13 protein-coding genes are annotated in these 14,756 nt (G+C 39.4%); all 13 read left to right on the forward strand.

Annotated features, from left to right (window positions below):
- The first annotated feature begins 117 nt into the window (after window positions 1-117).
- On the forward strand, window positions 118-1,278 hold the full coding sequence (wecB, locus tag BLP50_RS03630) for a non-hydrolyzing UDP-N-acetylglucosamine 2-epimerase (RefSeq protein ID WP_090151179.1): 1,161 nt from the start codon (window positions 118-120) through the stop codon (window positions 1,276-1,278).
- A 218-nt stretch (window positions 1,279-1,496) separates the two neighbouring features.
- Window positions 1,497-2,540: a polysaccharide biosynthesis protein gene (locus tag BLP50_RS03635; RefSeq protein WP_090151182.1), complete on the forward strand. Its 1,044-nt coding sequence runs from the start codon at window positions 1,497-1,499 to the stop codon at window positions 2,538-2,540.
- Between the two features lie 551 nt (window positions 2,541-3,091).
- Window positions 3,092-4,624 carry a murein biosynthesis integral membrane protein MurJ gene (murJ, locus tag BLP50_RS03640; protein WP_090151185.1) on the forward strand — a complete coding sequence of 511 codons (1,533 nt, stop codon included), beginning with the start codon at window positions 3,092-3,094 and terminating at the stop codon, window positions 4,622-4,624.
- 192 nt (window positions 4,625-4,816) lie between these two features.
- Window positions 4,817-5,992: a DegT/DnrJ/EryC1/StrS family aminotransferase gene (locus tag BLP50_RS03645; RefSeq protein WP_330386049.1), complete on the forward strand. Its 1,176-nt coding sequence runs from the start codon at window positions 4,817-4,819 to the stop codon at window positions 5,990-5,992.
- A 97-nt stretch (window positions 5,993-6,089) separates the two neighbouring features.
- Window positions 6,090-6,542 (forward strand): DUF1731 domain-containing protein, encoded by a 453-nt coding sequence (locus BLP50_RS03650; protein ID WP_090151191.1) that lies wholly within the window; start codon window positions 6,090-6,092, stop codon window positions 6,540-6,542.
- Window positions 6,536-6,832: a type II toxin-antitoxin system PemK/MazF family toxin gene (locus BLP50_RS03655; protein WP_176753667.1), complete on the forward strand. Its 297-nt coding sequence runs from the start codon at window positions 6,536-6,538 to the stop codon at window positions 6,830-6,832. The genes BLP50_RS03650 and BLP50_RS03655 overlap by 7 nt, the downstream gene beginning before the upstream one ends.
- Before the next feature lie 99 nt (window positions 6,833-6,931).
- The gene (locus BLP50_RS03660; protein WP_090151196.1) at window positions 6,932-8,209 is read left to right on the forward strand and encodes an O-acetylhomoserine aminocarboxypropyltransferase/cysteine synthase family protein; all 1,278 of its coding nucleotides are present in this window, start codon (window positions 6,932-6,934) and stop codon (window positions 8,207-8,209) included.
- Window positions 8,210-8,390: 181 nt separating this feature from the next.
- The gene (locus tag BLP50_RS03665; protein WP_090151199.1) at window positions 8,391-8,846 is read left to right on the forward strand and encodes an NUDIX hydrolase; all 456 of its coding nucleotides are present in this window, start codon (window positions 8,391-8,393) and stop codon (window positions 8,844-8,846) included.
- Between the two features lie 231 nt (window positions 8,847-9,077).
- A complete protein-coding gene (locus BLP50_RS03670; RefSeq protein WP_242869212.1) occupies window positions 9,078-10,427 on the forward strand; it encodes an MBOAT family O-acyltransferase in 1,350 nt (449 codons plus the stop codon).
- A 127-nt stretch (window positions 10,428-10,554) separates the two neighbouring features.
- A complete protein-coding gene (locus BLP50_RS03675) occupies window positions 10,555-11,634 on the forward strand; it encodes a hypothetical protein (protein WP_090151205.1) in 1,080 nt (359 codons plus the stop codon).
- Window positions 11,635-11,699: 65 nt separating this feature from the next.
- Window positions 11,700-12,365, forward strand: coding sequence for a heme ABC exporter ATP-binding protein CcmA (gene ccmA / locus BLP50_RS03680; RefSeq protein WP_090151209.1), 666 nt, complete (start codon window positions 11,700-11,702; stop codon window positions 12,363-12,365).
- A gap of 4 nt (window positions 12,366-12,369) precedes the next feature.
- Entirely contained in the window at window positions 12,370-13,611 is a 1,242-nt protein-coding gene (locus BLP50_RS03685) for an ABC transporter permease (RefSeq protein ID WP_090151212.1), read from the forward strand.
- 4 nt (window positions 13,612-13,615) lie between these two features.
- Entirely contained in the window at window positions 13,616-14,737 is a 1,122-nt protein-coding gene (locus tag BLP50_RS03690; RefSeq protein WP_090151215.1) for an ABC transporter permease, read from the forward strand.
- Window positions 14,738-14,756 lie beyond the last annotated feature (19 nt).

A 14,756-nucleotide genomic window follows, 5' to 3' on the forward strand; every position in this document is an offset into this window, starting at 1 on the left:
TTAATAATTTTAATGAGCTGGTAAGCATCAAGCTCTGAGATTTCTTGAGCGAGACGTGTTAGTCGAGCGGAGAAATACTCAGGCTTGTAGCTGTAACCAGCGGATTTGGAGTATTGAATGTTTAAAAATAATGGAAAACTTAAGCTACTAATAATAGTAGGGACACGTCCTGAGATTATTAGACTTGCGGCAGTTATTAAAAAGTGCCGAAAGTATTTTGACTGTGTGCTTGCTCATACCGGCCAGAATTATGATTACAATCTTAACGGAGTATTCTTCAAGGATTTGCAGCTAGATGACCCTGAGGTTTACATGGACGCAGTAGGTGACAATCTAGGCCAGACAATCGGCAATATCATTGCAAAGTCTTATGAGTTAATGGTGGAGATTCAGCCTGATGCACTTTTAGTTTTAGGCGATACTAATTCATGCCTCGCTGCTATTTCTGCAAAGCGTCTTCACATTCCAATCTTCCACATGGAAGCTGGAAATAGATGCAAGGACGAGTGCCTTCCAGAAGAGACAAACCGTCGTATAGTAGATATTATTTCTGATGTTAACTTGGCATACTCAGAGCACGCTCGTCGCTACTTGGCAGAGTGTGGACTTCCTAAGGAGCGCACCTATGTTACAGGTTCTCCAATGGCAGAGGTCCTTCACGAGAATCTTGAGTCAATCGAGGCATCGGGAGTCCTTACAAAGCTTGGACTTGAGCCAAAAAAATACATGCTTCTTTCCGCACACCGCGAGGAGAATATTGATACAGAAAAGAATTTCACCAGCCTGTTTACAGCTATTAATAAGCTGGCTGAGAAATACGATATGCCAATCCTTTACAGTTGCCATCCACGCTCTAGAAAGCGTCTTGAGGCATCGGGATTCAAGCTTGACCCTAGAGTTAAGATGCATGAGCCACTTGGCTTCCACGATTACAATCATTTGCAGATGAATGCTTTTGCAGTAATCTCAGATTCTGGAACACTTCCAGAGGAATCAAGCTTCTTTACAAGCATTGGCAGACCATTCCCAGCTGTGTGCATCCGCACATCAACTGAGCGCCCAGAGGCACTTGATAAGGCATGCTTCGTGCTTGCTGGCATCGATGAAAAGTCCCTCTTACAGGCGGTCACCACAGCAGTGGAGATGAACGAAAACGGCGACTACGGCATTACAGTACCTGACTACGTAGAAGAAAATGTTTCCACAAAGGTAGTCAAAATCATTCAAAGCTACACCAACGTAGTCAACAGAATGGTATGGCGCAAATCCGACGACTAGTGGCGCTGTACCGATGGTTAGAATGATGTTTAAAACAATTTTAATTAAATGAGTGAAATTTGAACTACTACATACTTGCAAATGAACCCTTGATGAGCCATCCCTACTTAGATGGTGCAAAGCAGCATCTTATGTAGGGCAATGAGCGAATAAGAGCGAAAGCGTGGTGAATTGCAAGGTATGTAGTATGTGAAAATCACGGATTAGGAGATAAGAAGATGAATTGTGAATTATTTAAAGACAAGACTCTTATGATAACAGGAGGTACAGGTTCTTTTGGTTCTACTGTACTCAAGCATTTTTTGGATTCTGATTTAAAGGAAATCCGTATTTTCTCTAGAGATGAGAAGAAGCAGGATGATATGAGACATCAGCTTCAGGCTGAGCACCCAGACCTTGCAGGCAAGGTAAAGTTCTACATCGGTGATGTTAGAAACATGCGTTCAGTTCAGGATGCTATGCCAGGTGTTGATTTCATTTTCCATGCAGCAGCACTTAAGCAGGTTCCTTCATGCGAGTTCTTCCCAATGGAGGCTGTTCGCACAAATGTAGAGGGTACTGACAACGTGCTTCACGCAGCTGTTGACGCTGGTGTTCAGAGAGTTGTTTGTCTTTCAACTGACAAGGCTGCATACCCAATCAATGCAATGGGTATTTCAAAGGCTATGATGGAGAAAGTTATCGGAGCAAATGCTCGTGTAGCTGCAGGTAAGACAACAATCTGCTGTACACGTTATGGAAATGTTATGTGCTCTCGTGGTTCAGTTATTCCTCTTTTCATCGACCAGATTAAGGCAGGAAATCCTATCACAATCACAGATCCTAACATGACACGTTTCCTTATGAACCTTGATGAGGCTGTTGCACTTGTTATGTTTGCATTTGAGCATGGCGAGCCAGGTGACCTTTTCGTTCAGAAGGCAGACGCTTCTACAATTGGAGACCTTGCTAAGGCTGTTCAGCAGCTCTTTGGTGATACAGGCACAAAAATCATCGGTACTCGTCACGGCGAGAAGCTATTCGAGACACTTATGACAAACGAAGAGTGCGTTCGCTCAGTGGATATGGGCAACTACTACCGCGTTCTTCCAGATGGACGTGACCTCAACTATGACAAGTTCTTCGTTGACGGCCAGGTTAACACTATGGCAAATGATGCATATACTTCTCACAACACAAACCGTCTTGATATCCAGGGCACAGTAGATAAGATCATGACTACTGACTATGTTCGCGAGATGTTAGAGAAGTGGGATAAATAATTTAATACATGAAGTTTTAGGGGTGCGACATAGCAATGTGGCATCCCCTTTTTATTTATAGAAGATTTATGCAGCTATCTATCAAGGAATACTATTTGGAACTACTGCCTAAAAAGGAAAAATCAAAATAAACAGTAGCTCAAAAGAGAAATACTACTGCCTGAAAAGGAAAAAAAGAAATAAGCAGTAGCTCAAAAGAAAAATACTACTGCCTAAAAAGGAAAAATCAAAATAGGCAGTAGCCCAAGAGAAAAATGTTACTGCCTAAAAAGGAAAAATTAAAATAGGCAGTAGTCCAAGAGAAAAATGCTACTGCCTAGAATAGAAAAAACGAAATAAGCAGTAGTCCAGGAGAAAAATGCTACTGCCTAAAAAAGAAAAAACGAAATAAGCAGTAGTCCAAGAGAAAAACACTACTGCCTGAAAAGAAAAAATCGAAATAGGCAGTAGTATATCACACAGAGCTCGTGGTATTTGATAATAAACTAGCTTTTCAGAGATTCAAGAGTTATACTTATATGGCTTATGAAGGAAAAGAATAGGTAGAGAATATGAGTAAACAAACAAAAAGTATCGTGAGTACCACACTGGTGGTTTCCATACTTACTTTGTGCTTTAAGTTACTTGGCTTTGTCAAACAGATGGTAATAGCCAAGGTCTTCGGCACAGTATTTGAAACAGATGCATATAATGTGGCATTCAATTTTGTGGGGATGCTTAGCTCTGCGTTTATAAGGGCTATAACTATTTCATTGGTGAGTATATACACTCATTGCTTGGTGCAAAAGGGCAAGGACGCAGCATCCCGTCTGATGTCCGCTTGCCTTGAGATATTGGTACCTGTTGTATTGATGGTGCTTCTAGTGGTATATATGATTACCCCATTTATTGCTGGAGTGTTAGCGCCTAAATACACGCCGGATCAGTCTTTGGTTTTGCAATCCTATTTGAGAATATGTTATCCATTCTTTTTATTTGCAGTGGTGACGCTTGTGTGGACATCACTTATGGATGCTAACAAAGATTTTGTGGTGAGTCGTACAGAATCATTTGTTACTAGCGTTACAACAATTGGATGTTGTATTTTCTTAAATTCGATTTTAGCTGTTAAATCCCTTGTGGTGGCGCAGTATTTAAGCTACATCATCTTCGGAACTCTTCTATTGATTAGGGGACGAAGATATTTTAAATTTACACTTGTAAATATTTTTGAGGTACCGGAAATACGATTTGTACTTGCGACAGCCCTTCCGCTTTTTGTAGGAAATTCTGTATCTCAGATTAATAAAATAGTTGATAATGCACTTTCGACTGGACTCGGTGAAGGCAATGCCTCTGCTCTTACATATTCAGTTACACTAGAGGATTTTGTAATTGTAATTCTAGTAAACAATGTGGTAGATATATTATATGTTAATTTCTCCACTTACATTGCGGAGGGGAATTTTGATAGCCTTATAGCCACAATGAAAAAGGCAATCAATATCATGATTTGCATGATGCTACCGATAACAATTGTTACTTGTCTTTGCGCCTCTAATATTGTTTCTATAATATATGAAAGAGGTAAATTTGATGGTGCTTCAGTAGCTATGACAAGCGCGGCTCTTATAGGATATGCACTTGGTTTCGCTAGCATGGGTGTAAGAGATATTATTTTGCGTGGTCTCTATTCATTTAAGAATATGAAGGGACCTATGATTACAGGTATTATAGCAGTAGCAGTTAATATTCTCTTTAGTGTAATATTATCCCGATTCCTTGGAATAATGGGAATAACTATTGCTAGCTCCATTAGTATGACAGTCAATTTTATAATTAATTCGCAGATGCTAAAGAAGCACTTGCCAAGCTACAATTTTTTGGCACACATTCCAGTGCTAATTAAGCAAATACCATCGATTGCTTTTTCTTTGGCGGTTATAATATTTATAAAAGAACATGTAACTAATAACATACTCGTCTTCCTGCTTTCGGCTGTTATAGGAATAGCAGGCTATGGGCTAATCCTTCTATTTATGAAAATAGAAGAGGTGGATTACATAAAAGCAAAAGTATTAGCTAAACTTCCAACCCGTAAATAATTGACGAGTTTAGATTTAGTTTTATATAGTAAGTAAATAATAGCATCTATAAAGATTATAAATAGCTTGTAGTTATCAAGCTCTAAGTGTTACGTAGGTTCACATGTAGTGAACCGAAGTAATATCTTAGGCTTGAGAACGTAACAAGCGAGAGAATCACTAAGGTGCGTATGTATTATAAAGGAGGAAATTATGATTCCTGTTATGAATGTCCAGAGACAATATGCGTCTCTCCAGGATGAATTAGATAAAGCAGCTCTTGAGGTTCTTCACTCAGGTGGATACATTTTAGGACCAAAGGTTGCAGATTTTGAGAAGCAGTTCGCAGACTACTGCGGAGCGAAATATTCTGTTGGTGTAGGCAATGGTACAGATGCCCTTGTAATTGCACTTTTAGCAGCAGGTATTGGCCAGGGTGATGAGGTAATCACTACAGCCATGACATTTGTATCTACTGCTGAGGCTATTGCTCAGGTTGGTGCTACACCAGTATTTGTTGATATTCAGCCAGAGGTTTACACAATGGACCCAAGCAAGCTTGAGGCTGCATTTACAGACAAGACAAAGGCAGTTATTCCTGTTCACATCTATGGCCAGGCTGCTGATATGGATGAGATTTGCCGTATTGCACATGCTCATAATGCAATCGTAATTGAGGATTGCGCTCAGGCAGCTGGTGCAAAATATAAGGGACGCCGCACATGCTCTCTTGGAGATATGGCTTGTGTTTCATTTTTCCCTACAAAGAATCTTGGCGCAGCAGGAGATGCTGGAATCATCGTTACCAACAACGAAGATTTCTACAAGGGATGCTTAGCTTACCGTGTTCACGGTTCAGGAATTAATGGCGCATACACTTATGCTCGCCTTAACAATCAGGAGTTTGATGAGAGCAAGATTGATTTCCACGGAAATCTTCCAAAGTACTACAACTACCTTGTAGGCTTCAACTCACGTCTTGATGCTCTTCAGGCAGCTATGCTTTCTGTAAAGCTTCCACATTTGGATAGCTGGAATGAACGCCGCCGTCAGATCGCAGCAATTTATAATGAAAAGATTACAAATGCGAAGATAACAAAGCCTGTTGTTGCAGACTACAATGAGCACATTTTCTATGTATATCCACTTCGTGTTGAGGATAGAGCAGCTTTCCGTTCATTCCTTGAGGAGCGTGGAGTTACAACTGGCGTATACTTCCCAGTTCCAATGCACGAGCAGGCATGCTTCGCAGGTCTTGGCTACAAGCACGGTGATTTCCCTGTTGCAGAGGATTTGGCAGAGCACGGTGTTACAATACCAATGTTCCCGGAACTCACAGACGAAGAAATTCAGACAGTAATAGATGCAGTAAATGCATACGCAAACTAATTCAGACTATGATGAGGGCTTACACGAAAGTGTGGGCCCTTTTTGTCTTGACATGCAGTACGGCAATACCGTATTATAAATACGAGGAGGACGTAATATGCAATTATCAAATGAAGATATTAGAATAACAATTTCTAATAATATAAAGTTTTATTTGAATAAAGAGGGTAAATCTAGAAAAGAAGTATGCAAGGATTTAGGATTAAAATATACGACTTTCTGTGATTGGATTAATGCAAAAACTATTCCTAACTATGGCTCTTTAGAACAGTTAGGGAAATATTTTGGGATTGAAGCATGGGATTTTTATAGATCAAGTGAAGATCAAATTAGAAGATTGAGTATATATGCGCAGGAATTAGAAAAGGGGAGGTTGCTTGATATGAGTATTATAGATAATTTAGATGACGAACAGATTAAAAAACTTTTAGAATCAGGCTTTAGATTTAAACATAGAACACTAGAAGAATATATACGTTTATCTGGAAAACCAATGCAAGCATCAGAAGAATATGAATGGGGAGAACCTGTAGGAAGAGAAATATGGTAGAGCAAGGTGATATTATAAAAATTGAAAATATAAATGATTTAGCGTTGGTTATTAGTAAAAACCAATATAACGAATCTGAAAAAGCTATTCTATGTCCTATTCTAAAAAATAGTTGTGGTTCAACTTTTGAGATTGAATTTACTTATAATGAACAATCATATTATGTTGTTTGTGATAGTATTAAGCAAATAGATTTAAGGCCAAGACATTATTCTAAGAAAGGGACAATCCCTCTTAATAAATTAATGTATATTTCAGATATGATTCAAGCAATAATAGATTATGTGTAGTTTTTTTGAAAACTCCAGGATTATAAGCACCTGGGGTTTTATTATGCTCTTTAATGTGGTAAAGTGGAAAAAGCGAATTTAATCAGGAGGGAAATGATTATGAGCAATAATGGAATAGGTACAAAATGTGTACAAGCTGGTTACACACCAGGAAATGGCGAGCCACGTCAGATTCCTATCGTGCAGTCGACTACTTTTAAATATGACACAAGCGAGGATATGGGCAAGCTTTTTGATTTGGAGGCATCTGGATACTTCTACACAAGACTTCAGAATCCTACTAATGATTACGTAGCTGCTAAGATTGCAGCACTTGAGGGTGGTACAGCAGCAATGCTTACATCATCAGGTCAGGCAGCTAACTTCTTTGCAATTTTCAACATTTGTGAATGTGGAAGCCACATCGTTGCATCTTCTTCGATCTATGGTGGTACATTTAATCTTATTGAGGTTACACTTAAGAAGATGGGCATTTATGTGACATTTGTAGATCCTAATGCATCAGAGGCTGAGCTTAATGCTGCATTTAAGGAGAATACTCGTGCTGTATTTGGCGAGACTATTGCTAACCCAGCACTTACAGTTTTAGACATCGAGAAGTTTGCTAAGGTAGCACATGAGCATGGTGTTCCACTTATCGTTGACAACACCTTCCCAACACCAGTGAACTGCCGCCCAATCGAGTGGGGTGCTGATATTGTTACTCACTCTACTACAAAATACATGGACGGTCACGGTGCAGCAGTTGGTGGATGTATCGTAGATTCTGGTAAGTTTGATTGGATGGCACATGCTGACAAGTTCCCAGGACTTTGCACACCAGATGACAGTTACCACGGTATCACATACGCTGAGAAATTCGGCAAGGAAGGCGCATTTATCACAAAGGCTACAGCACAGCTTATGCGTGACTTTGGTTGCATCCAGTCACCACAGAATGCATTCCTTTTAAATCTTGGTCTTGAGTCACTTCACGTACGTATGCCACGTCACGTTGAAAACGGACTTGCTGTTGCTAAGTTCTTAAGTGAGCAGCCAGAGGTTAAAAAGGTTACATACCCAGGCCTTGAGGGAGATGATTACTATGAAATCGCTCAGAAGTATCTTCCAAATGGCGGATGCGGCGTAGTATCATTTGAGCTTGAGGGTGGCCGTAAGGCAGCTGAGAGCTTCATGAAGAAGCTCAAGCTTATTGCAATCGAGACACATGTTGCTGACGCTAGAAGCTGCTGCTTGAACCCAGCTACATCTACACATCGTCAGATGACAGATGAGCAGCTTGAGGCAGCTGGTATCCCAGCAGGTCTTATCCGTGTATCATGCGGTCTTGAGGATAGCGCTGATCTTATTGCTGATATTGCACAGGCACTTAAATAAATTAAAAGTATAAAAAATAAGACATCCTACACTTATGCCAACTGGCCATAGTATAGGATGTCTTTTTTAGTGGACGTTTCTTGACTAGTGCAAACACTGATAAACATAGTCCACTTAAGAAATCCACTACACTTAAATCCACTATAGGTATACAATAAGCGTATATTGAATGGAGAAAAATATGACTTTTACAACGCTTTGTTATTTAATAAAAGATAATAAATATCTGATGCTTCATCGGACCAAGAAAAATGCTGATATCAATGCTGGCAAGTATATCGGTGTAGGTGGTCATGTGGAGGAGGGAGAGTCTCCAGCTGACTGTATCAAAAGAGAAGTGTTTGAGGAGACGGGACTGACTCTTAATTCCTACAAATGCAGAGGTCACATTACATTTGTGATGGGGGACATTACAGAGTATGCATTTGTATATACTAGCGATGATTTCTCTGGACAGCTGAGCTCTAACTGTGATGAAGGTGAGCTTGCCTGGGTGGATATTGATAGAGTTATGGAGCTTAATCTCTGGGAAGGAGATAGAGTTTTTCTTAAGCTTCTTGGTGAGACAGAGGAGTTTTTTAGCCTAAAGCTTGTGTATGATAAAGATGATAATCTGATTTCTACAACTATAGAATAGAAAATCACCATGGCACCCATGATAAAAGGGTGCCATTTTTATAGTGATTTTAGTTATAAAATATGAGAAAATATTATTTAATGTAAATTAAAGGGTGAACCTAAATAAGGAACAGATATGTTATTCAATTCATATATATTTATATTTTTATTTTTACCAATTTGCATAGTGGGATATTTCCTCTTAAACAAGACGGGGAAGTATCAGTTGGGGAGAGCCTTTTTGCTGGGCATGTCTCTTTGGTTTTACGGTTATTTTAATCCAGCATATCTGCTGATTATTGTTTCTAGTGTCTGCATCAACTATCTATTTTATCTATGGATGAGCAGATTGCAGCAGCAGGATAAAAATAAATTCCGCGAGCCGGTTATGATTTTTGCTGTGGCGGTTAACTTAGGGATTATCGGCTACTTCAAATACATGGATTTCTTCATTGAAAATGTAAATGCTGTTGCAGGTACCGATTGGCCACTTAAGCATATTATGTTGCCACTTGGAATCAGCTTTTTTACATTCCAGCAGATTTCCTTCATTGTAGATACCTACCGCGGACAGGTTCCGAGGTACGATTTCCTTACATACGCTTGCTACGTGACATTTTTCCCACAGCTAGTTGCAGGACCTATCGTAACTCACGATGAGCTGGTGCCTCAGCTTTTGGATGCTAATAAGAAGAAAATTGATTGGGATAACTTGGCAAAGGGATTTTATATTTTTGCCATGGGTCTTGGAAAAAAGGTGCTGATTGCGGATGTGTTTGGAGGTGCTGTTAACTTAGGCTATGGAAATATAGCTACACTTCAGGCTACTAATGCTATCGTGGTAATGTTTGCCTATAGCATCCAGCTTTATTTTGATTTTAGTGGTTACTGCGACATGGCAATTGGTCTTGGCAAGATGCTTAACATTGACCTGCCATTGAATTTCGATAGTCCATATAAGTCACTTAATCTAGCTGATTTTTGGAATCGCTGGCACATGACTCTTGGTCGATTTTTCACTAGATATGTCTATATTCCACTTGGTGGTAATCGCAAGGGAAATATGAGAACATACTTCAACATTTTCATTGTATTTTTGCTCAGTGGTTTTTGGCACGGCGCAGCATGGACCTTTGTAATTTGGTCAGTGCTAAACGGACTTCTTGTTATAGTAACTAGGATGTTTAAGAAGGCATTTGATGCTATGCCATCAGTGCTTGGATGGCTGATTTGTCAGGTTTATTTTAGTATGTCACTGGTGTTCTTTAGAGCAGTTAGAACTAGAGATGCTATAGATTTCTTTAAGCAGATTTTTCATTTGAATTTTACAAGCATAGATAAAAATATTATGACAGCATTTGCGACCCCTGGGCTAAAGTTTCTTCTTGATGGCTCAGCTCTTGCAAATTCATTGCCAGTAATTTACGCGGCCATCTACTATGTGATAGCCCTAGTTATTATTATAGGATGTAAAAATGCCCATGAAAAAATGGTGGCATTTAAGCCTAATGTACGAAGCCTGCTTTGGACTGTGGTGCTCTTTGTTACCAGTGTTTTGTCCTTCAGCGGAATCAGTACATTCCTCTACTTTAATTTTTAAAATTAGGGAGAATATAATAAGTGAGCTAGAGTAGTAAACAAGCTCTTAGCTTACTTAAGCGAAACGTGTATTGTTGAGCGAAGTAAGACTAAGGCTTGTTCACGTAACTCTAGCAGAGTGATTTGATATGATAAAAAACGTTAAAAGTTGGTTGGTATGTGCCTTGGTGCTGGTACTAGCGGCACTTGGGATTGTAGGTGGAACTATCGCTTACATTGACCCATATTTTCACTATCACAAGCCACAGCCTAACCTATACTATGAACTTGATAATCAGCGAAGCCAAAATGATGGCATCATCAAGAGATTTGATTATGATGGCATGATTATTGGTACCTCTATGTCGGAAAATTTTAAGACAAGCGAGGCGGAAGAGCTCTTTGGAGGTACCTTCATAAAGGTTCCATTTGCTGGTGGCACATATAAGGAGCAAAATGAAAATATTGCAAATGCCATAGCAGCTAATCCAAATTTAAAAACCGTGATTCGCCCTCTTGATTACGCATATATAATAGACGAGCCTGACAGAATCAGAGATGATTTGGGCGATTACCCAGAGTACCTTTATGATAATAATCCATTTAACGATGTAAACTATATTTTCAATAAAGAGATTTTATTTGATATCTGCCTTCCAATGATTCAAAAGTCTATAGCAGGAGCGCCAGCAGGAATCACTAGCTTTGACGACTATTCCAACTGGATGGATGAGGCTACATTTGGGGCACAGGCAGTTTTAGGAGACAGGACTGAATTTGCGCCAGCTCCATACAAGGTGCCTTTTGTAGATGAGATTAAGGCCAACGTATATGCGAATATTACTGAAAATGTTACTGACATAGCAATGGCTAATCCAGATATTGATTTTTATTATTACCTTACCCCTTACTCGGCTGCCTGGTGGGGAGCTCAAAATGAAAAGGGTGAGGTCCAGAGATGGATTGAATCAGAGAGATATGCCATTTCTCTTATGTTAGAATGTGATAACATTCATCTCTATTCTTTTAACAATGAATATGACATCACCACCAATCTGGACAATTACAGGGATGAGTGTCACCATGGTGATTGGGTCAATTCTCAGATTTTAGCTTGGATGTATTCTGGCACTGACCAGCTTACGCTTGAGAATTACAATGAATACATCGAAGTTGAGATGATGTATTACCTGACATTTGATTACAACAGTCTGCTAGAGCAAAAATAGCACCACTGTTTTGTATATAGGGACGATTGAGCAATTCTAGTCCCAGTTTTAAGGAGTTTATAGTTATGATAGAAATTAAAAACATCAACAAAAGCTACGGCAAGCACAAGGTGCTTAATGGCGTAGACTTTACAGTTGAGCCAGGAGAAATCGTTGGTATTCTTGGCGAAAATGGTAGTGGCAAGTCCACTCTTCTCACTATTCTTGCAGGCTTGCAGCATCCAAACAGCGGTTTTTTTAATCTGGATGGCAAGGATCTTATGAAAAATACGAAGCTCAGAAATGAGCTTGTTTCTTACGTTCCACAGGAGACTCCACTTATTACGGAGCTCACTGCATGGGACAATCTTAGAATGTGGTACCCAGTAGATAAACTTAAAAAGGAGCTGGAGGGAGGATTCCTTGCGATGCTTGGAATCAACCAGTTTATTAAGGTTCCGGTTAATCAGATGTCAGGTGGCATGAAAAAGCGCCTGACTATTGGCTGTGCCATTAATTCCAATCCCAAGCTTTTACTTTTAGATGAGCCAACAGCTGCACTTGATTTGGTGTGCAAAGAGAGAATCTATACCTACTTTGAGCAGTTCAAGCGTCAGGGAGGCTCTCTCATTATTGCTACTCATGAGGTTCAGGAGATTGAGCTTTGCGATAAGTGTTTTATCTTAAAACAGGGAGTACTTTCTCCATACAAATACGACGGGGACATTCCACATCTTATAGGAAGATTATAGAGTTATGATTAAGTTTAGAGATTATTTAATAATACAGTACAAGCGAATTTTCAAACTGCTTCCTGGAATTGTGGCAATGATTTTAGTTATTGCAGCACTTTTGGGTGCGGCTGGTATCGCGTTGATGTACAGTGATGCTTACAAAGAGGAGCAACAGAGATACAAGCTAGGCGTTGTAGGTGATACTGATGATGAGATGATTAGTCTTGGTGTTTATATGATAGGCACCCTTGACGAGAGTCGTTACATGATTGAGCTTGTTCAATTTGATGACGAGGACGCCGCAAGAGATGCAATGCGTTCTGCGGATATTTCTGCCTATATCGTAATTACGGAGGAGTTTAGTGATGCCCTTAATGCTATGACTAATGACCAAAAGCTAAAATATTACGCTACCTCTGGTCAAAAGGGCATATCCAATGTGATGATGGATGAAATAGCTGCTATCGCCACCAATATTATCGTATATTCGGAGACTGGCATCTGTACAGTGCGTCAGCTTATGAAGGAGCAAGGCTATAATAAGGCTTACCGCGCTGAAAAAATAGACGAGCTGTTTATGGTTTATATAGCCTCTCTAATGGTACGTACCAATGTTGCTGAAATAACAGAACTTGGGCTATCAGACGGATTGTCTACGCCAGCATATTATTTTTCAGGAATATTGGCATTTTTCATGATGCTACTTTCCTTCTGTGCTATTTCATTTTTCCTAGGCCAAAAGAATGCTCAGTATAAATTTATGAGTTCAAAGGGAATTACAGCACCATACCAGATAGGGGGAGAATACATCCCATTTTTATCTATAAATGTTTTGTGCACTGCTGTTACCCTAGTAGTTATATTTACAGTTATGGGACTTGGCATCTTTTCTATGGAGGAGTTTGCTAAGAGCTACGTATCCGACTATATCGGATTTGGAATAAAGCTTATCCCAGTGTGCATTATGTTTTCAGCACTTGGATTTATGATTTTTGAAATCCTTATTGGCGTTATCAATAAAATTTTAGTGGCATTTATGCTTTACATTGGTATGGGATATGTTTCAGGGTATTTCTATCCAAAGACATTTTTTCCAGGAGTGGTTCAGCGTATAGGTGAAATCATTCCGTCCGGTGTAGCCTTTAGATATATTGGACAGATTCTCACAAGAGGACATGCTCCCCTGTTAGCTCTGTCATTGTTTGCATATTCTTTGATATTTTTAGTTGTGGCGACAGGGCTTCGCCAGCAAAAGATTAGATAAAACTATGAGATATTTATTACTTTTAAAAAGATTATTAAAAAAGAAAAGCTATATAGCCATGCTTCTAGTGGTGCCGCTTATGGTATTTATGTTAAATGTCATGAGTTCGGCAGATGCGGGACTTATGACTATTGGCGTGTATATTCCTGGGGAGGATCAGTTCTCTCAGACTTTGCGAGAAGATATAGAGAGTAATCCTGGTGCTTTACAGTTCATTTTCTATGATGATAAGGATGAGGCGATTGCAGATGTTGAGAGACAGCAGATAGCAGAGGCATGGATTATCCCTGAGGATTTTGAAAAGACTGTCTCTGACATGGCGTCAAAGGGCAGGACTAAGGAAAAGGTGGAAATTGTAATCCGAGAGTCGGGGCTTACCCATATGCTAGGACGAGAGGTGCTTTGCAGCAGAGTCTATCCACTTGTAGCTAGAGAGATAGGTATTAAATATACCGCAGAGGCTGTCTACAATAATGAGCCAACAGACGCTGAGCTTTCCCACATTATTGATACTTACGACACTTACGGAATAAATGGAAATCTATTTGAAATGGGATATGTGGACCAGCCAGATGGTGATGATACAGAAGTTAGTTACCTGATGATGCCTCTTCGAGGAATTTTAGCTTTGTGGCTGTTGCTTTGTGGTGTTGCGGCATCAATGTATTATATTGAGGATGATAAAAATAGTCTCTTCATCTGGTGGAAGACAAAGTTCCCACTTGTTAGGGATTTCCTATATTATCTGGTAATCATTTTGATTCCATCAATTATGGTTTTAATTGGATTGGCCTATGGAGGAGTGTTTACAAATCCTCTCCGGGAAATATTAGCCCTTATGGTCTATGACTTTGCAGTCATCTGTCTGGCCAGTGTTTTGAGACTTTTAATTCGCGGAATTAAGGGGCTTGGAATAATAACACCAATACTGATTATGTCATCGGCAATACTATCGCCAGTTTTCATAGATTTAAAGGAAGGAAGGTTTTTGCAAAAACTTTTCCCTACTTTTCATTATTTGTATTGCATTCACGATGAATATTTTGTAAAATCATTATTGATTTATGGTACAATTTTGTTAATAATATGGTATGTGCTAAATACTTTAACCAGACGGTTTAAGTAGATAATTAGGAGGAGATGAA

Origin of the sequence: Pseudobutyrivibrio sp. AR14 (assembly GCF_900101325.1) — a bacterium.
Taxonomy (GTDB): Bacteria; Bacillota; Clostridia; order Lachnospirales; family Lachnospiraceae; genus Pseudobutyrivibrio.